Origin of the sequence: Thermosynechococcus sp. JY1331 (genome assembly GCF_031583475.1) — a bacterium.
Taxonomy (GTDB): domain Bacteria; phylum Cyanobacteriota; class Cyanobacteriia; order Thermosynechococcales; family Thermosynechococcaceae; genus Thermosynechococcus.
The window spans coordinates 2,302,033-2,320,266 of sequence record NZ_CP134180.1 but is presented as its reverse complement, the minus strand read 5'-3'; the positions used below and the strand labels follow the sequence as shown (position 1 = coordinate 2,320,266).

Genomic DNA, 18,234 nt, shown 5'->3' with positions numbered 1-18,234 from the left:
GTAAGAAGCTTAACATTCGGTCACTCAACCCCGCAGCTAGCCTAGAAATGCCCGACGCTACAGTGAGGAAGCGGGCAAGCCTTTGATAAAATATCAACAGAATTCCTCTCTTTTGCATCGTAGAATGATTGATTTAAGTACCCTCAAACGCGATTTTTCTTTGTTGCGCGATCGCCTGGGTCATACCCAGGACTATCTTTGACCCAGCAGCATTAAGCGCTAAGATTCACGACCTTGAGCACACCGCCGCTCAGCCAGACTTCTGGAATGATCAAGCGATCGCCCAAGTCACACTCCAACAGTTGACCGAAGCCAAAGACGTCCTCAACCAACTTCAGCAGTGGCAAAAAACGATTGAACACGTGGAAACGGCACTGGAACTGCTGGAGCTAGAGCCGGATGAAGGGCTGGTGACAGAGGCGACTACGCTGCTCAAGGATTTAGACGCCCAGTTGAGTTGCTGGGAACTGGAACAACTCCTTAGTGGCCCCTACGACAAAAACAACGCCATTCTCACGATCAATGCTGGTGCTGGCGGGACTGATGCTCAGGATTGGGCAGAAATGTTGCTGCGAATGTACACCCGCTGGGCGGAGCGCCATGGTTACCAAACCCATCTGGCCGAGTTATCGGAGGGGGAGGAGGCGGGCATTAAGTCAGCCACCCTAGAAATTCGGGGGCGCTATGCCTACGGTTATCTGCGCTCTGAAAAGGGCACCCATCGGCTGGTGCGCATTTCTCCCTTTAATGCCAATGGTAAACGGCAAACCAGCTTTGCCGGCGTGGATGTGATGCCCGAACTGGATCAATCCGTTACGGTAGAGATTCCCGAAAGCGACTTAGAAATTACCACCTCTCGCAGTGGCGGCAAGGGAGGACAAAACGTCAACAAGGTGGAAACAGCCGTGCGCATTGTCCATAAGCCAACGGGCTTAGCCGTCCGCTGTACGCAGGAGCGATCGCAACTGCAAAACAAGGAAAAAGCCCTTGCCATTCTCAAGGCCAAGCTATTGGTGATTGCCCAAGAACAAAAGGCCAAAGAAATTGCTGATATTCGCGGTGATGCCGTTGAAGCGGCTTGGGGCAACCAAATTCGCAACTATGTCTTCCATCCCTATCAACTGGTCAAAGACCTGCGCACGGAGGTGGAAACGACAGCCATTCAAGAGGTAATGGATGGTGACCTCGATCCCTTTATCCAAGCCTACCTGCGGCAGCAAACGGAGGAAGCGAGTTAAACAAAAAACTCCCCCTAGGGGGAGCAATTGCAGTTCAGCAAATCAGGGAAAGAACCTAAATCTCGACCACGCCCCCTGCGGCCTGCAAGCGAGCACGGGCACGACGAAAGGCTTGGGTGGCTTGAATTTTGGCCTGTTTAGATTCCCCCTGCTCGGCTTTAACGAGGGCGGCCTGTGCTTCAGCAAATTCGGCCTTGGCTTTTTCGAGGTCAATTGTGTCCCCGCGCTCAGCACCGTTGACAAGAATGGTCACTTCGTTGTTTTCAACTTCGGCAAAGCCCCCCATGAGGGCGATCGCCACCCATTCGCGGTCTTGGCGCACCCGCATCACGCCCGTTTCCAAGGCGGTTAAGAGAGGGGCATGATTTGAGAGAATACCCAATTGCCCCGTTGTGCTGGGCAAAATCACTTCCTCAGCGGGGGCATCCCAAACGGTTTTATCGGGTGCAATTACCCGGACGGTCATCACCATAACGCTTCCCTTGCCACTCAATGATCAAAGGGCGGGTTGCCCCACCCTGTATGGACACCTGTGAAACCTAGGCTTTGAGTTTTTCAGCCTTAGCTTTGGCTTCTTCGATATTGCCCACCATGTAGAAGGCTTGCTCGGGCAGATCATCCAGCTCACCGCTGAGGATCATCTGGAAGCCTTTGATGGTTTCTTCGAGGGTGACGTATTTGCCGGGGGCACCGGTGAACACTTCCGCCACAAAGAAGGGCTGAGACAGGAAGCGCTCAATTTTGCGTGCCCGCGCCACGGTTAGGCGGTCTTCCTCAGAGAGTTCATCGAGACCCAAAATGGCAATAATGTCCTGCAGCTCTTTGTAGCGCTGAAGGGTCGCTTGCACCGCCCGTGCTGTTTGATAGTGCTCCTGACCCACAATGTCCGGCTGCAACATGTTGGAGGTGGAGCCAAGGGGATCCACAGCGGGGTAAATCCCTTTTGCAGCTAGACCACGGGAGAGCACCGTTGTCCCATCCAAGTGGGCAAAGGTCGTGGCCGGAGCAGGGTCAGTCAGGTCGTCCGCAGGCACATAGACCGCTTGAATCGAAGTAATCGAACCTTCCGTGGTCGAGGTAATCCGCTCTTGTAGGGCACCCACATCGGTACCGAGGGTGGGCTGATATCCCACCGCAGAGGGCATCCGACCGAGTAGCGCCGACACCTCAGAACCGGCTTGCACAAAGCGGAAGATGTTATCAATAAACAGCAGCACATCCTGCTTGTTGACATCGCGGAAGTATTCGGCCATCGTCAGCCCCGACAGACCCACACGCATCCGTGCGCCGGGGGGTTCGTTCATTTGACCGTACACAAGGGCGATTTTAGATTTGCTGGGATCGTTTTTGTCGATCACGCCCGATTCAATCATTTCGTTGTAGAGGTCATTGCCTTCGCGGGTACGTTCGCCCACGCCAGCAAACACCGATACTCCACCGTGTTGGGTGGCAATGTTGTTGATCAGTTCCATCATGATCACGGTCTTGCCGACGCCCGCACCGCCAAAGAGGCCAATTTTACCGCCACGGCGATAGGGGGTGAGCAGGTCAATCACCTTGATGCCCGTTTCAAACACCGAGGGCTTGGTTTCTAGTTGCGTAAAGCTGGGAGCAGGACGGTGAATGGGCAGGGTTTCAGTGGCACTGACAGCGCCTTTTTCGTCCACGGGTTCACCCAGCACGTTGAAGATGCGACCAAGGGTGGCTGTCCCTACGGGCACGCTGATGGGGGCACCGGTATCTACGGCTTCCATTCCCCGCACTAAGCCATCGGTGCTGCTCATGGCAACGGCACGGACGCGGTTATCGCCAAGGAGTTGTTGCACTTCACAGGTTACAGCCACGTCTAAGCCGGCCTCGTTTTTGCCTTGAATCCGCAGGGCGTTGTAAATGGCGGGCATTTTGCCGCTGGGAAATTCAATGTCAACGACAGGGCCAATGACCTGAGTAATAAAGCCTACATTGGTTCGTTCTGCTGATATGACCATGGACGTTTGCCTACTGTCTAGGTAAATTCATTTGCGTTTTTTCAGAGGGCGATCGCTCCCCAAGGGGCACAACGATCGAGACTGAAAGTGGAATGCAGCGTTTGGTGCAAGCGCACCACAATACAACGTACCACTAATGCAGCCTTTTTCTATCGGATTCAGTGGGATCCAAATCTGAGGTCTTATTGACCCCGCTCAGTTGCTGTGAAAAAGGCGGCAGGGCAGGAATTAGCCGACGACTTCAATTTCGTCCTCAAAAAACCAAGTGCTGGAGCGATCGTCAAAGGTGACAATGACGCCAACCCCACTGCCATCGGTCATCTTAAAACCAGTAATTTGACCCACTTGGCCGAGTTTTTGAATGATGTCTTGGGCGACGCGATCGCGAATTCGACAGACGCGCACTTTTTGCCCCACGTCCATAGCAACTCCCAAACTTTGTATAATCCTTGAAAATCGTACCAAGAAACCGTCACATTCACACGGGTTTGTCCTATGGGTCGTCTGCGGGTCGGGCTATTGTTTGGAGGTCGCTCACGGGAGCATGAAGTTTCGGTGGTCTCGGCGGCAGCGATCGCCCAAGCCTTTACCGAGGGTGACAATCGCGATCGCTATGAAGTGATTCCGATCTACATCCAAAAAGATGGCCGCTGGCGCTCCACAGACCATGTTGGCATCCCCAATAGCGCAGCACCAGAGGACTCCCTGTGGCAGTTTCCTGCGGTTGCCGAAACCATTGATGTTTGGTTTCCGATTCTCCACGGCCCCAATGGTGAAGATGGTACGATGCAAGGCCTGCTGCAATTGATGCAACGTCCCTACGTGGGGTCGGGGGTGGCTGCCTCGGCCATTGGTATGGACAAAATCTTGATGAAAACGGTCTTTGGGGCTGTGGGCTTACCCCAAGTGCGCTACGTAGCCCTGCAGCGCAGTGACCTGTGGTCGGATCCCTGTCGTTACAACCATTTGTGCGATCGCATTGAAACCGAATTGGGCTATCCCTGCTTTGTTAAACCCGCCAACCTTGGCTCCTCGGTGGGCATCTCCAAGGCCAAAAATCGCCAACAACTGACAACTGCCCTTGAGGCCGCTGCCGAACTGGATCGCCGCATCATTGTGGAAGCGGGTGTGGTTGCCCGTGAGCTAGAGTGCGCGGTGCTCGGCAATGATAAACCCCAAGCTTCGGTGGTGGGGGAGATTACCTACAGCAGTGAGTTCTATGACTACGAAACCAAATACACCGATGGCCGCGCTCAACTCCATATTCCTGCGGAGATTCCCCCAGCGGTGAGTGAGCAGATCCGCACGATGTCCCTACAGGCCTTTCAAGCCCTTGATGCCGCTGGCCTTGCCCGCTTTGATTTTTTCTATGTACCCAGCACTGGCGAAATCCTGATTAATGAAGTGAATACCTTACCGGGGTTTACCGCCCTGAGTATGTACCCCCAACTGTGGGCGGCGAGTGGTGTGCCCTTTCCGGAATTAGTCCATCGCTTGGTGCAATTGGCTCTAGAGCGGCACGGCTAGCTATTGCCCTGAGCAACGTAAAGAGTCATGAAGACACTGCATCTAGGCCTTGATTTTTCTGTTAAATAACTTTATAGTCATATAAGACTATACGACTAGGCAGGTTATGAAGCGATTCTTGCGGGGCAAGCCCAGTCAGTGGGCAATGATTTGGCTATTTTTTCTAATTGCGATCGGTGGCCTCTGGTATCCGTGGCTGGGGTACCTCATGCTGGCCATGATGCTGGGTATTCCTGCGCTGGCCTATTTTCGTAGCCGCTATTGGTGTGGCAACCTCTGCCCGCGTGGCGCGTTCCTAGACATTGTGCTTTATCACTTTAGTCCCCACCGTCCCTATCCCAAACTCTTCAAAAAACAAAGTTTTCGCTGGGCGGTGTTTAGCTTCATCATGACGGTTTTTGCCCTTCGCATGACATTGGCATGGGGCAACTGGGTGGCGGTAGGTGGCCTCTTTGTCAATATGTGCGTCGTCACCTCCATTGTTGCGATTCTTTTAGGGGTGATCTTTCATCAGCGGGCATGGTGCGCGATTTGCCCGATGGGCACACTCCAAGAATCCTTGGGTAAACTGGGAAGTGGCCAGACGAAGGCGAAAAAAGCCAGTGCGAAAGCCACAAAATTGTTGCCCCCTGTGGAATGAGCGTGCGATCGCTAGAATTGAAGATATCCACCAACAGCGGCAACCAAGGTGAATAAACTGCAAGAGTGGGGCTTCAGCAAAGACTGGTGGCGCAATCAACGGGGAGAATTTTGGGTCATTGGCCAAACGGTACTCAGTATCGGCTTTATTCTCTTGCCAGTGGTCCGAGTGGTTAGCCTGCCCTTGGTGGTGCGCCTAGGATTGACCCTTGGCTTGGGTCTGATTGGCCTTGGTCTAGGCATGGCTGGCTTGTTTCACCTAGGGAACAACTTGACGCCCCTACCCCATCCCAAGGAGGACAGTCAGTTAGTGACCACGGGGGTTTATGGTTGGGTGCGCCATCCGATCTATAGCAGTGTGATCTTTTTGGCCTTGGCCTATGGGGTATGGCAAATGAGTCTTTCCCACGGGCTGGGGGCGATCGCCCTCTTTATCTTCTTTGACCGCAAGGCCGCTCAGGAGGAACAGTGGCTGTTGGCCAAGTTTAAGGACTATGCCACGTATCGGCAAAGGGTGAAGAAACTGATTCCCTTCCTGTACTAAAATACTTAACACTAATTTTTGTACTCATTTATTGCCTAGGCCACTAAGCTACGCTATGATTGCAATCCCCTTGCGGAATCTTTGATGGATGTTGTCCTTTGTCATCAAATTGCTGATTTTGACACTCTTGGGGCAGCCGTCGGTGTCACACGCCTTTATCCGGGAACCAAAATTGTCTTAACGGGGGGAACCCATCCCAAGGTGGGGGAGTTTTTGGCCTACCATCGCGATGAATATCCCCTCATTGAAGCAAGAGCCGTTGACCCCAGTCAATTGCGCCAGATTTGGGTGGTGGATACGCAGTGGCGTCGCCAGTTGGGGCAAGCCGCAGGATGGCTGGATCAACCCCAAGTCCAAATTGGCCTGTACGATCACCATTTGGAGATGACGGGGGATATTGTCCCACAGCAGCAATGGTTAGAACCCGTGGGGGCAACCAGCACCATTATTTGCGAACAGTTGCAGACCGCAGAGATTCGCCTGACACCCACAGAAGCAACGGTTCTTGCCCTAGGGATTCACGCCGATACGGGTTCCTTGACCTTTGAGCAAACCACGGTGCGGGATGTGCAGGCCTTGGCATGGCTGTTGAGCCAAGGCGCCAATCAGCGGGCGATCGCCACCTATTCCGAGGCTGGCTTGAGTGCAGACCTGCAACCTTATCTGCGCCAAGCATGGGCAAATCTCCAGCAAGTGGTTTATCAGGGCTATCGGCTGGGCTGGGTGCTGCTGCACACGGCGGAGTATCTCCCCGGCCTCTCGCGGTTAATCACCCAATTGGCAGATCTCAGTGAATGTGACGCCATTCTTCTGGGGCATAGCTATCGCCAACATCATCTCGCCATTATTGCCCGCAGCCAAATTCCCAATGTCAATGTTGCCCATTTACTGGCTCCCCTTGGCGGGGGGGGGCATGCCCAAGCCGCCGCAGTGACGATGACCACAGACCAGCCAGAGGCGGTGCTCAAAGAGATATTTACAGCGCTTCAAGCACAGATTCCCCATCCGCCAACAGCGGCAGAACTCATGTCCTCACCCGTACGAACAGTACGCCCAGAAACCCCGATTGCCGATGCCCACCGCGTCTTGCTGCGCTATGGCCACTCTGGTCTGTCGGTGGTGAGTGCCGCAGGGGAACTGCTGGGGATTATTTCACGGCGGGATTTGGATGTGGCGCTGCACCATGGCTTTGCCCATGCCCCGGTCAAAGGATACATGAAAGCACCGGTGCGCACGGTTTCCCCGACAACGTCACTGCCAGAGATTCAAGCCCTAATGGTGCAGTACGATATTGGGCGGTTACCGGTGGTGAATGAGCAAGGTGACCTGGTCGGAATTGTCACCCGTACCGATGTGCTGCGCCACCTCTATGCCCTCAGCCGCGAAACGGAAACGGTCTGCCCCTTGCCAACCCTAAATCTTTACGAGGCACTGCAACAACGGCTGCCGGAGCAACTGTGGGCACTACTGCAACGGGCGGCAGCGATCGCCAAGGAACGCGGCTGGCAACTATACCTTGTGGGTGGCGCAGTGCGGGATCTGCTGCTGGCGATCGCCCAAGGGAATCACCATTTACCGACACGGGAGTTTGATTTGGTGGTGGATGGGGTGCAACAGGAGGAAGCTGCTGGCGTGCATTTGGCACAAGCGCTTCATGACCTCTACCCAGAGACCGATCTACAGATCTACGGTCAGTTTCAAACCGCTGCACTTCACTGGCCGAAGGCCTCGCCCTTAGCCGGGTTTGCTGTGGATATTGCCACCGCCCGCAGTGAGTTTTATCCCTATCCAGCCGCGCATCCGGAAGTGGCTGCCAGTTCGATTCGCCAAGATCTCTACCGTCGCGATTTTACCATCAATGCCCTAGCCATGCGCCTAACACCACCGCGCCATGGGGAAGTCCTTGATTTTTTTGGCGGACGGGAGGATTTGCAGCGGCGACTGATTCGGGTGCTCCACCCCAATAGTTTTATTGAAGACCCGACGCGGATTTTTCGAGCCGTGCGCTTTGCTGTGCGCCTTGGCTTTGACCTAGAGCCGCAAACCCGCCAGTACATTGAATATGCCCTCACAAGTGGTGTCTTTGCCACCCGCGATCGCCCCACCTCAAAACGGCCTTCCCTCCAAAGTCGGCTGCGTAATGAACTGCGCCACATCCTTGAACTGCCCCTTGCGCCAACGGAACACTTTGGCGGTGAGCGTGCCTTGACCCTGCTGGCGGAATTGGGTGCCCTTGAGTGTTTGGATCGCCAAGTCACCTTTGATCAGGCGGCCAAGGTGCGCTTGAAATTGGTTTGGGAGTGGTGGCCAGAAGTGCCTGAGCGGCGAGAGTGGCAAACCTTTCCCCTGTGGGAGCTAGAACTCTTGGCCTTGATTGTGACTGTCCCCACGGCGGGGGCGATCGCTCGTCAACTGCAACTGGGGGAGCACATCTGTGAGTGGCTGGACACTTTTCCTCAATGCCAACAGGAGTGGCAGAGATTGCGGCAGAGCCAGCAACAGCGCAGTCGCTACTGTGAATTTTTAGAGCGTCACCCCTTACCCGTCATTGTGCTTTTGGCCGCAGTACATCAGGCAAAAGGTAGCGAAGCCGATTTAGGGGATGTCGCCCTATTGCAGGAGTATCTCTGGCATTGGCGATTGCAAAAGCCGCCCCTAAATGGCCATGATCTGCAACAGTTGGGCTATCCTCGCGGACCGCAGTTACGGCAAATTCTCCTTGCCCTGCGATCGGCAATGCTCGATGGCCTTGTCAGCGATCGCCCCAGTGCCATTGCCTATGTTAAAGCCCATTTCCCGAAGTCATGAATTGGTTTCGCTCTGTCATTGGTCAGCCAACCGCTGTTCAACTCTTGACCCATGCCCTCGATCGCCAGCGACTCGCCCCCGCCTATCTCTTTGTTGGACCTGAAGGGGTAGGCCGTGCCCTCACTGCCCGCTGTTTTCTGCAAGCGATTCTCAACGAGGCAAGTGATCTCAGCAACCACCCGGATGTCCTCTGGATTGAACCCACCTACAGTGTCCAAGGGACGCTCTACACCCGTCGCCAACTCCTCGCCGCTGAGAAGGAGATTCCCCGCAGTGCCCCCCAGATTCGTCTAGAGCAAATTCGCCAACTCAGCCGTCACCTCAGCCAACCGCCGATGCGTGCGTCGCGATCGCTAGTGGTCTTGACCCAAGCTGAAACCATGAACGAAGCCGCCGCCAATGCCCTGCTAAAAACCCTCGAAGAACCGGGGCGTGCCACGTTGATTCTCATTGCTCCCAGTCCGTCAGCGCTCTTGAATACGATAGTTTCCCGTTGTCAGAAAATTCCCTTCTATCCCCTGAATCGTTCGGATCTGGAGCAGGTTCTGCGACAGGTCGCCCCCCCTGAATTTTGGCAGGAGGTTAGCCCTGCCCTCTTTGACCTAGGAGCTGGCTCCCCAGGAGCAGTTCTGCAAGCGTGGCAAACATGGCGAGAGATTCCTGAGCCGTTCCGCCACCTCGGCAAACAATTGACCACACCCCTCCCTTTACAAACTGCTTTGGAATTGGCACGAGATATTAGCCAATCCCTTGATGTGGAACGACAGCTCTGGCTCCTCGGTCTAATGCAGCAGCAAATTTGGCAAGGGGGATCGTTCCCGCAGAAGGTGTCTATGCTTCAGCAATTGGAGCGTGCCCGTCAGTATTTGCAGCAGTACGTTCAGCCTCGCCTTGTCTGGGAGGTGTTACTGATGCAGTTGGGGACGGTGTGATAGGCTATCGGCAGCAGTTGGGAAGATAAATAGACAGATGATGGCGAAACAACAATGGCTGGGGGCGATCGCGATCGCGGTGCTCTTGGGGGGATGCCAGTCGGCAATAAATCGCTTAGAATCACCGGCAGTCGCGCGTCCGGAGAGTGAAGGGGTTACTGCTGATGTGGCGGTGGCACGCTTGGAACGGCTGGAAACAGGCTCAACCCTGACAGGTACCACTCGCCCCTACCGTGAAGTGATGGTGCGATCGCAGGTGGAGGGACAAGTTCTTCACCTGAGTGTAGATGTGGGCGATCGCGTGCAATCGGGGCAACTGTTGGCGGAGGTGGATCCCGTTGTCCTCAAAAATGCCGTCTTTGAAGCAGAGGCAGAACTGGCTGCCCGTCGCAACGAGGTGATCCAAGCCCAAGCCACCGTCAATCGCGCCCGTACAGCCGTCGAAGAAGCCCGTCTTACCCTCCAACAGGCGGAAAGTGACGCCCGCCGCCTTGAAACCCTGCTGCGGGATGGTGCCGTCTCAGCGCAAGCAGCGGAACAGGCACGCACAACGGCGCAAACAGCACGGCAGGTACTGCGGTCTCGTGAAGCAGAGGTGGTGACCGCCCAACAGGGGGTGGCCGTTGCCCAAGGTCGGGTGCAAGCCCAAATCGCCTTTGTCCAACAGGCACGGGCACGGTTGAATCAAGCCCTCCTGCGATCGCCCCTCAATGGCGTGGTGCTAGAGCGACTGACAGAAGTGGGCAACCTACTGCAACCGGGGGGAGAAGTTCTTCGCCTTGGCGATATTCGTCAACTCAAAGTTGTTGTGGAAGTCTCGGAACGGGAATTAGCGAGATTAGCTCCCGGCCAAGGGGCAACAGTGACGTTTGATGCCGTGCCCAACCGCACCTATGAAGGACGGATTACGCGAATTTCACCTGCCGCCGCCGCTGCCCGTCTGATTCCTGTGGAAGTCGTGATTGACAATGCCGATGAACGCTTGGGCAGTGGTTTACTGGCACGGGTGGCCTTCCAAGGAGCGAATGCGCCGCGCTTGATGATTCCGCAATCCGCCCTCAGTGGTTTTGAGGAGGGGCAACTATCCTCACGGCAAGGCAGCGTTTTTGTGGTGGTTGGCGATCGCGTGCAGGAGCGGCAGGTCACCCTGGGTCAACGGCGGGAGGGCAAAGTGGAAATCCTCAGTGGTTTGAATGCCGGCGATCGCTATGTCGTCCGTTCGGGTCGGCCCCTGCGGGACGGGGATAAAATTCGCCCCAGCATCCTCTCTGAAGGCTAACTAGAGGTTTATTGGCGCACAATTGTCTCGTAGGGGTGCCACGAGTGCAGTGCCCGCAGTTGCGGTGTTTTCTTCTGCTGGTGGGCTTCCATGCGGGCAAGGACATCATCGAGGATGTCTACTGCCAGTCCCACATAGGGGCCTTTGTTGAGCATGACACACTCCGCTCGCTCCGCCATCGCCGCATCCGTGATTTCTGCACGGGAGGGCACGCCTTTTTTCACCAAGTTTTCAAGGACTTGGGTCGCCCAAACCACGGGCACATGGGCGGCTTCACAGAGCCAGAGGATTTCCTCCTGCATTTCTGCCAAGCGTTGGTAGCCAATTTCAACCGCGAGATCACCCCGGGCAATCATGACGCCAAAGGGTTGCCGACCCGCCGCTTGGATGATCATTTCTGGCAGTGCTCGAATTGCTTTCGGGGTCTCAATTTTAGCAATGATGCCCATCTGGTCGGCGCGATCGCCACAACAATGCTCCAGTTCCCGTTGCAGTAGGGCAATATCCTCGGCGGACTGGACGTAGGAGTAGCCAATGATGTCGGCATGGCGGCAAGCAAAGGCCAGATGCTCGCGATCGCTAGCGGTCAACGGACACAGGTGTAAATCACTATCGGGGAAGTTTAAGCCTTTGGCCACTTTCAACCGCTGTCCTTCTTTGCAGTGGGTGATAGTCAGTTCCACCCCTTGCTCATCTTTGCTGACAATGCGAGCGCCAATGTGACCATCATCAATCCAAACCCGCTGCCCCACCGCCAATTGCGGCAAAATTTCTGGCAAGGAGCAGGTGAATTGCGGTATTTCTCCACCATCAGGGCAAATTTCCGTTGTCAGCCGCAGGCGATCGCCGCCGTGGACGCGCACCGTTTCCGGAAAAATGTCGGCAATGCGGGGTTTTGGCCCCCCCAAGTCCATGAGAATTTTGCAGGGTTGACCCGTAATGTGGCTTGCCGCTTGCAGGTGCTCAATCATCGCTTCCCAAGTGGCAGGGTCATCGTGGGCACAGTTGATGCGGGCACAGTTCATGCCCTTGCGCAGCAGGGTAATGCTCCATTGGGGGTCAGTCGCCGCCTCAGGGGGCAGGGTCACCATGATGCGCCCATGGCGTTTGCCGCGAATGGGTCCAAAGAGTTCTTCCGTCTGGCGGCGCAGTTGGCGATCGCCCGCAAAAAAGGCATCTAAGGGTGGGCGGGGGGGCAGTGACTCATGGGTATGGCACAGAGCGCCCAAGGTATTGATCACCGCATCCAAATTGGGGAGCACCCGCGACTCGATCCGTCCTAAGGACGATAACCCCCAAGGCATCAAGGCCATTTGAATTGCCCGTAGATCCCGCCAGCGCAAGGCCAAATAGTAGGCAAGATTGCGGGCACTAGGTATAAATTCGGATCGCTTAATTTTTGATTGCCACTGTTGAAAACGGGCTTCCCCCTCTTTAGTAATTTCCTGCCGCAGTTCTAACAAGCTATGGAGCAAGGCAACCGGTGAAACCGGTACAGTCGGTGCCTCCAGCAACATAACCGCCTCCTAGATGATTTTAAGGGAATTCATGATTCGGTTGGACTCATGGCAAAGCCAGATTTCATGGGGATTTGCGGGAAATTTAGTGATTCTTGAAAACCATGAATTGATGGCTTAACAATACCCCTCACTGCAAAACATAAATAAACACTTCTTTACATCACTCGGCTGCAACGAACGGTGGTGTAGGAACCGTTGTGCTTTCTGACACAACTCTATCTATCTTTCAGTATATCTGCTGACCTTTTTCGGGAATCTTAATTTTCTCCCAAGCAAAAGGATTAAGAGTTACTACAAGGGTTCCAAACCGATTTCCCAGTTCTGTTATGTTCTCAATAGAGATGTTCATTGTCTGGCCCTGACCAGTGCCCCTATGGATCGTCATTCTTCGTTGCAATTAATCAAATACTCCTATCAGTCCGCAGTGGCTTGGTGCCAAGAACATGGGTGGACAGATCTCTTTATTGAGCAGTACCAGTATTGGGCGTTTCCCCCTGGCGGCGTGATGCCCTTACCTTTGCCCACCGATGGCTTGCAATTCATTGACCTGCCGGCTGCTCCATCCCCGCAGCAACGCCGCCTACAGATGTTGGCACTGGCGATCGCCCTAGTCACCACGGGCTTGAGTGGCTGGCTGCAGTCTTTGCTCCCCCTCGTCATTGGCTTTAGCTGCTGTGCCCTTTTGATTGCCGCCCAAGAACCCTAGGGGGGATTCCTGATACACTGGAAAGCTGGCCTGCACGCTAGCACACGTCCTTGATTGGCTCATCTTCAACAATAGAACAACCACCGGTCTTAGGGAGTGGGACTCAGTTCTACAGTCCCGGCTATTCCTTTAGCTATGAAGTGGTCGGTGCCTGTTGTCGCCTTTTTGACCGCGAGCAGTTACCATGGCCCTGTTGCCGCATTGCTTGGCGCAGCAAAGAACCCAGTTGGCGGCGCATTGGTCGGCGGCTTGTTCTCGACAGTGCCACAAAACGGCATCCCAGCTATTGGGTGCGCCACCTCGAAACGGGCGCCATGATGGTGATTACGCTCTATTGGGTGGAGTTATCCCCTAGCGATCGCCAGTGGTGGTACAGCAAAGACTTAACTTATTGCAACTAAATTGCAAAAACGAAGCCATCGTCCTAGAATATTTTTCAGATTGGACTTAGGAGAAATTCTCAACTATGCAGAAAGTCGGTCGCCGTGTACTCTTGGGCATGGGCGCTGGGGCAACGGCCTATGTCGCCCACCACCTCTGGAACCAAAAAGCAGAATCCAGCAATGCCCAACAGCGACAGGCTGGGGGTGTAATTAATGTCTATTCAGCACGGCACTACGATACCGACAAAGCCCTCTACAACGGTTTCACCGAGCAAACTGGCATTCGGGTCAATCTCATTGAAGCTGAGGCTGATGCCCTAATTGAACGGATTCGCAGTGAGGGCAGTCGGAGTCCTGCCGATGTGTTGATTACGGTGGATGCCGGTCGCTTGTGGCGAGCCCAGCAGGCCGGTCTTTTGCAGCCGATTCAGTCAAGGGTACTCAATAGCGTGGTGCCAGCCAACCTACGGGAGCCTCAAGGACACTGGTTTGGTCTCTCGCGGCGCGTACGCGTTCTAATCTACAACAAATCCAGCGTCAATCCCAATCAACTGTCCACCTACGAAGACTTAGCTAATCCTAGGTGGCGGCGGCAGATCCTCACACGCAGCTCCAGCCATGTCTATAACCAATCCTTGGTAGGCTCACTGCTGGCGATTCATGGTTCTCAAAGAACAGAAGAGTGGGTGCGGGGATTGGTTGCCAACTTTGCCCGACCCCCAGAGGGAAATGACACCGCCCAAATTCGCGCTTGTGCAGCGGGTGTTGGAGGTATTGCAATTACAAATCATTACTACCTCGCTCGATTAATGGCCTCAGATAAAGCAGAAGACCGCGCAGTTGCTGAGAAGGTTGGTTTGTTCTTCCCGAATCAGCGCGATCGCGGTGCCCACGTGAATATCTGCGGTGGTGGTGTGGTGGCCGGTGCTCCCAACCGGCAAGCGGCCATTCGTTTTCTCGAATACTTAGTGAGTCCTAGGGCGCAGGAAATGTTTGCCATGGCCAACTTTGAATATCCCGTGCGCTCCGGGGTACCCTTGCATCCGGTTGTGCGGCGCTTTGGCAACTTCCGTGGCCAAAATGTCAATGCTGCAGTGTTTGGCCGCAACAATGCCGACGCTCTGCGGATTATGGACCGGGCGGGGTGGCGCTAAGGTTCTAAAATGAGCGATCGCCCCCGTTGATCGTTCCTGTGTCTTGCCCCTTCATTGCCTACACGATTCTTCTGGCTGCTGCCCTCCTTGACTTTGGCCTTGGGGATCCGTGGGGCTGGCCGCATCCCGTGCGCTGGATGGGAGCCTATATTCAATCCCTTAGCAACGGGTTCAACTATGGCCAAGGCTGGCCAGTTTGGGGACAGCGGTTGGGGGGGGCGCTGCTGACACTGAGCTTAATCCTAGGTTCTGCCCTCATCAGTTGGGGGGTGGTGACACTGGGAATGACGATTTCGCCCCTCCTCGGTTGGGGGATTGCCGTCGTGGGCACCGCCAGTGGCTTTGCGGGTCGTAGTCTGCGGGATGCAGCGGCAGAGGTATTGGCACCTTTGGCGGCTAGCAATCTTGAGGGGGCACGCCAGTCCTTGGCTAAGTATGTGGGTCGCGAGACTGCCCACTTAGAGGCGCCTGAGATTCTGCGGGCGGTTCTGGAAACGGTGAGTGAGAATACGACCGATGGCATGATGGCACCGCTGTTTTATGGGGCGATCGCCACCCTTATCGTTCCGCAACTGACCCCCTTGCCCCTCGTCATGGCCTACAAAGCTGCCAGTACCTTGGACTCAATGATTGGCTATCGCGAGCCACCCTACACCCACTGGGGATGGTTTGCTGCCAAAACCGATGATGTGCTCACGTGGTTGCCCTGTCGGTGGCTCGTCTTTCTAGTTGCCCTTTGCTCTAGGCAGTGGCAGCGGGTATGGCAGTGGTGTTGCCGGGATGCGCCCAAGGATCCCAGTCCCAATTCCGGTTGGAGTGAGTGTGCCTATGCAGCCGCTTTTGGCGTACGGCTGGGGGGTACGAATATCTATCGCGGCACGGTGAAAGTGAAACCCTTTTTAGGAGAACCGCTGCACCCCATTGATCAAGGCACGATTATTGCAGCTCTGCGGCTCAGCCGTTCCCTCTACCTGATCACCCTTACAGCCACAGGCGGCATCGTTTTGGTGTGGCATAAAGTGTTTTCCATTTAGCCGTTCATCTTGGCCAGAATCGTTTAGAGTAGATGGATTAAGAAATAAAATTTAGAAACATTGGCCGTGGTTCAGCCCTCTCCTCTGCAAGGCCAGACACTGGCCGCTTCCTCCCTCTCCATGGCCGATCGCCTGTTGGAGATTTTTTTTAACTACAGTGCCCAAGGGCTATTACTGATTGGTGTTTCTGCCACCCGCCCACCCCAATATCAAGTCATTAGCGCCAACAGCATTGGCCAGCAGCTTTTGGGGAATCACCTCTCCGTAGCTTCACTGCTTCAGGATGGAGCACTGCTAACCTTTTTCGACCCCCTGACGGAGATTCCCCAGGCCATCCACAAGGTGCTGGGTCTTTTGGGGGAAATGACGGAGGCCGATCGCGCTTACCTCTTTGAACGTGACCCCGGTACCCAAGGGAGCTTTTCCAATACCTACGAATGGTGCGCCCCCGGCATTGAACCTCAGCAGGAACAGCTTCAGGGGATTGTGCCTCAAGACTATCCCCGTTTTTTCGAAGAAATTCAGAGCTAGGATCATGTCATCTGGCCTTGCATCCAAAACCTGCCCAAGGATTCCCCCGATCGCCAAGGTCTAGACGTCCAGCAAATTCAGTCCCTCCTTGTGGTTGCCCTCAATCGCGGTGAGGAGTTGATCGGCTTTTTGGGATTAGACTTTGTACGTCAGGCTCATTCCCACCTAGAGACCCTCCTACCACTGCTGCAAGTGATGGGTCAAGTATTTACCAATGTGCTAGAGCGCCAAGAGATCGAGCGATCGCTCCGCCTTGCCGAGAGCCAGTACCGCAGTATTTTTGAAAATGCCACAGAGGGGATCTTGCAATCTAGTCCCAATGGTCATTACCTCAAGGTCAACCCCGCCTTGGCTCGCATCTACGCTTATGACTCCCCAGCGGATCTACAGGCTCACATCACTGACATTGCTGGTCAGCTCTATGTCAATCTGCGTCGCCGCGAAGAGTTTATCCAAGCCCTCACCGCCACTGGTACTGTTACCGACTTTGAATCGCAGGTCTATCGTAAAGATGGCCAAATCATTTGGATTTCCGAAAATGCCCGCGCCGTCTATGACGATAAAGGGCGACTTGCCTACTTTGAAGGCACCGTTGTGGACATTACCGATCGCAAGCTCTCAGAAAATACGATCCATTACCAAGCCTTCCATGACCTGCTCACTGGGCTGCCCAATCGTGCTCTGTTTGACGATCGCCTCCCCATGGCTCTGGCTGAAGCTCGCCGGCAACAACAGCGGGTAGGCGTGATGTTTCTAGATCTTGATCGCTTCAAACTCATTAACGACACCCTTGGCCATGCCGTCGGGGATCAGCTATTGCAGCAGGTGGCAGAACGTCTCATCCACTGTTTGCGGGAAACCGATACCGTAGCGCGCTGGGGCGGTGACGAATTCACCGTGCTCTTGCCCATGATCCACCACCCCGATGATCTGGCCATTGTGGCTGAACGCATTCTCTACGCCCTCAAACCCGAGTTCATTCTCGATGGCCACCATCTCCACATGACGACCAGTATTGGCATTGCCGTCTATCCCGATCACGGTCAATCTGCCGATGTCTTACTGCGCAATGCGGACACCGCCCTTTATCGCGCCAAGGAAACAGGCCGCAACACATATCAGTTCTACACCAATAGTCTCAATGCCCTTGCCCCAGAACTCCTGCGCCTTGAAAACGATCTCCATGGAGCCCTTGAACGCGGCGAACTCTCAATTTACTATCAGCCCCAACTGGATCTCACAAGAGGCAAAATTCACGCCATTGAAGCATTACTGCGCTGGCACCATCCTCGCCAGGGCTTGCTCTATCCCAAACACTTTATTGATATAGCTGAAGAAAATGGTCTGATCCTTGCTATTGGCCGCTGGGTTCTCCAACAGGCCTGTCGCGACTGCCAGGCATGGCAACAACAGGGATTAGCTGGCGTAGGAGTAGCGGTAAACCTGTCGGCAGTGCAGTTTTTGCACATGAATCTTGTCGAAGAAGTCAGCCAGTGCCTGCGGGACGCCCACCTTCCTCCCGAATTACTCACCTTGGAAATTACAGAAACCACGGCCATCCATCACGTCCAACGGACGCAGTTAATCCTTCAAGAGTTGCGTGCCCTTGGGGTGGGGATCACGCTGGATGATTTTGGCACTGGTTACGCCTCACTGAACTATCTGAAACAATTCCCGATCACTGGGCTAAAAATTGATCGCTCGTTTATCACCGACATTCAAGAGGACGGCCAAGATCAGGCGATCGTCAAAGCTATCATTGACTTGGCCAAGGGCTTAGAGATTTCCACTGTCGCCGAAGGTGTAGAAACCTGGGGTCAAGGACAACTCCTCCAGCACCTTGGTTGTGATGCCATTCAAGGCTACCTGCTCACAGAGCCACTGCCGTATTCCCAAGTGACCCACTGGTCAATTCCTCGAATGCGGTTGAGATGACGACACTTCCCATAGG

At 54.7% G+C, this 18,234-nt stretch carries 17 protein-coding genes; 13 read left to right on the top strand and 4 right to left on the bottom strand.

Annotated elements, in window-relative coordinates; genetic code table 11:
- Positions 1-124: 124 nt before the first annotated feature.
- Positions 125-1,238 (top strand): peptide chain release factor 2 gene (gene prfB / locus RHJ31_RS11375; RefSeq protein ID WP_302676666.1). Its coding sequence is split into 2 segments (ribosomal slippage): positions 125-199 and positions 201-1,238, totalling 1,113 coding nucleotides; the frame shifts between segments, so codons are not numbered across the junction.
- Positions 1,239-1,293: 55 nt separating this feature from the next.
- Here prfB and atpC read toward each other — a convergent pair.
- The 3 genes from atpC to RHJ31_RS11360 form a co-directional block, all read right to left on the bottom strand.
- Positions 1,294-1,710, bottom strand: coding sequence for an ATP synthase F1 subunit epsilon (gene atpC / locus RHJ31_RS11370; RefSeq protein ID WP_302676665.1), 417 nt, complete (start codon positions 1,708-1,710; stop codon positions 1,294-1,296).
- Positions 1,711-1,777: 67 nt separating this feature from the next.
- Positions 1,778-3,226, bottom strand: coding sequence for a F0F1 ATP synthase subunit beta (gene atpD, locus RHJ31_RS11365; RefSeq protein WP_149817323.1), 1,449 nt, complete (start codon positions 3,224-3,226; stop codon positions 1,778-1,780).
- 228 nt (positions 3,227-3,454) lie between these two features.
- Positions 3,455-3,649 carry a DUF2862 domain-containing protein gene (locus tag RHJ31_RS11360; RefSeq protein ID WP_149817325.1) on the bottom strand — a complete coding sequence of 65 codons (195 nt, stop codon included), beginning with the start codon at positions 3,647-3,649 and terminating at the stop codon, positions 3,455-3,457.
- 72 nt (positions 3,650-3,721) lie between these two features.
- Between RHJ31_RS11360 and RHJ31_RS11355 the strand changes: the two genes are divergently transcribed.
- The 6 genes from RHJ31_RS11355 (at position 3,722) to RHJ31_RS11330 (ending at position 10,955) form a co-directional block, all read left to right on the top strand.
- On the top strand, positions 3,722-4,753 hold the full coding sequence (locus RHJ31_RS11355; RefSeq protein WP_302676664.1) for a D-alanine--D-alanine ligase family protein: 1,032 nt from the start codon (positions 3,722-3,724) through the stop codon (positions 4,751-4,753).
- A 106-nt stretch (positions 4,754-4,859) separates the two neighbouring features.
- Positions 4,860-5,393 (top strand): 4Fe-4S binding protein, encoded by a 534-nt coding sequence (locus RHJ31_RS11350; protein WP_302676663.1) that lies wholly within the window; start codon positions 4,860-4,862, stop codon positions 5,391-5,393.
- Positions 5,394-5,441: 48 nt separating this feature from the next.
- Positions 5,442-5,936, top strand: a complete 495-nt coding sequence (locus RHJ31_RS11345) for an isoprenylcysteine carboxylmethyltransferase family protein (RefSeq protein WP_302676662.1) — start codon at positions 5,442-5,444, stop codon at positions 5,934-5,936.
- An 84-nt stretch (positions 5,937-6,020) separates the two neighbouring features.
- Positions 6,021-8,744, top strand: coding sequence for a CBS domain-containing protein (locus tag RHJ31_RS11340; RefSeq protein ID WP_302676661.1), 2,724 nt, complete (start codon positions 6,021-6,023; stop codon positions 8,742-8,744).
- Positions 8,741-9,676: a DNA polymerase III subunit delta' gene (locus tag RHJ31_RS11335; RefSeq protein WP_302676660.1), complete on the top strand. Its 936-nt coding sequence runs from the start codon at positions 8,741-8,743 to the stop codon at positions 9,674-9,676. Before RHJ31_RS11340 ends, RHJ31_RS11335 begins: the two co-directional genes overlap by 4 nt.
- A gap of 37 nt (positions 9,677-9,713) precedes the next feature.
- The gene (locus RHJ31_RS11330; protein WP_302676659.1) at positions 9,714-10,955 is read left to right on the top strand and encodes an efflux RND transporter periplasmic adaptor subunit; all 1,242 of its coding nucleotides are present in this window, start codon (positions 9,714-9,716) and stop codon (positions 10,953-10,955) included.
- Positions 10,956-10,963: 8 nt separating this feature from the next.
- Here RHJ31_RS11330 and RHJ31_RS11325 read toward each other — a convergent pair whose 3' ends face one another.
- Positions 10,964-12,472: a pyruvate kinase gene (locus tag RHJ31_RS11325; protein WP_302676658.1), complete on the bottom strand. Its 1,509-nt coding sequence runs from the start codon at positions 12,470-12,472 to the stop codon at positions 10,964-10,966.
- Positions 12,473-12,848: 376 nt separating this feature from the next.
- Here RHJ31_RS11325 and RHJ31_RS11320 point away from each other — a divergent pair, with 376 nt between their 5' ends.
- The 6 genes from RHJ31_RS11320 to RHJ31_RS11295 all read left to right on the top strand — a co-directional run bounded on the left by RHJ31_RS11320 (position 12,849) and on the right by RHJ31_RS11295 (position 18,218).
- Positions 12,849-13,181 carry a hypothetical protein gene (locus tag RHJ31_RS11320; protein WP_302676657.1) on the top strand — a complete coding sequence of 111 codons (333 nt, stop codon included), beginning with the start codon at positions 12,849-12,851 and terminating at the stop codon, positions 13,179-13,181.
- A gap of 53 nt (positions 13,182-13,234) precedes the next feature.
- On the top strand, positions 13,235-13,582 hold the full coding sequence (locus RHJ31_RS11315) for a hypothetical protein (protein ID WP_315862990.1): 348 nt from the start codon (positions 13,235-13,237) through the stop codon (positions 13,580-13,582).
- A 65-nt stretch (positions 13,583-13,647) separates the two neighbouring features.
- Complete coding sequence (locus tag RHJ31_RS11310) at positions 13,648-14,718, top strand: Fe(3+) ABC transporter substrate-binding protein (protein ID WP_302676655.1); 1,071 nt, start codon at positions 13,648-13,650, stop codon at positions 14,716-14,718.
- A 38-nt stretch (positions 14,719-14,756) separates the two neighbouring features.
- Complete coding sequence (gene cbiB / locus RHJ31_RS11305; protein WP_302676654.1) at positions 14,757-15,752, top strand: adenosylcobinamide-phosphate synthase CbiB; 996 nt, start codon at positions 14,757-14,759, stop codon at positions 15,750-15,752.
- 66 nt (positions 15,753-15,818) lie between these two features.
- Complete coding sequence (locus tag RHJ31_RS11300; RefSeq protein ID WP_302676653.1) at positions 15,819-16,283, top strand: hypothetical protein; 465 nt, start codon at positions 15,819-15,821, stop codon at positions 16,281-16,283.
- Between the two features lie 90 nt (positions 16,284-16,373).
- Positions 16,374-18,218, top strand: a complete 1,845-nt coding sequence (locus RHJ31_RS11295) for a bifunctional diguanylate cyclase/phosphodiesterase (RefSeq protein ID WP_302676652.1) — start codon at positions 16,374-16,376, stop codon at positions 18,216-18,218.
- Positions 18,219-18,234 lie beyond the last annotated feature (16 nt).

Excerpts from the sequence above, each read along its gene's own strand:
- atpC (WP_302676665.1), bottom strand. The coding sequence starts at position 1,710 with ATGGTGATGACCGTCCGGGTAATTGCACCCGATAAAACCGTTTGGGAT.
- atpD (WP_149817323.1), bottom strand. The coding sequence starts at position 3,226 with ATGGTCATATCAGCAGAACGAACCAATGTAGGCTTTATTACTCAGGTC.
- RHJ31_RS11360 (WP_149817325.1), bottom strand. The coding sequence starts at position 3,649 with ATGGACGTGGGGCAAAAAGTGCGCGTCTGTCGAATTCGCGATCGCGTC.
- RHJ31_RS11355 (WP_302676664.1), top strand. The coding sequence starts at position 3,722 with ATGGGTCGTCTGCGGGTCGGGCTATTGTTTGGAGGTCGCTCACGGGAG.
- RHJ31_RS11350 (WP_302676663.1), top strand. The coding sequence starts at position 4,860 with ATGAAGCGATTCTTGCGGGGCAAGCCCAGTCAGTGGGCAATGATTTGG.
- RHJ31_RS11340 (WP_302676661.1), top strand. The coding sequence starts at position 6,021 with ATGGATGTTGTCCTTTGTCATCAAATTGCTGATTTTGACACTCTTGGG.
- RHJ31_RS11335 (WP_302676660.1), top strand. The coding sequence starts at position 8,741 with ATGAATTGGTTTCGCTCTGTCATTGGTCAGCCAACCGCTGTTCAACTC.
- RHJ31_RS11330 (WP_302676659.1), top strand. The coding sequence starts at position 9,714 with ATGATGGCGAAACAACAATGGCTGGGGGCGATCGCGATCGCGGTGCTC.
- RHJ31_RS11325 (WP_302676658.1), bottom strand. The coding sequence starts at position 12,472 with ATGTTGCTGGAGGCACCGACTGTACCGGTTTCACCGGTTGCCTTGCTC.
- RHJ31_RS11320 (WP_302676657.1), top strand. The coding sequence starts at position 12,849 with ATGGATCGTCATTCTTCGTTGCAATTAATCAAATACTCCTATCAGTCC.
- RHJ31_RS11310 (WP_302676655.1), top strand. The coding sequence starts at position 13,648 with ATGCAGAAAGTCGGTCGCCGTGTACTCTTGGGCATGGGCGCTGGGGCA.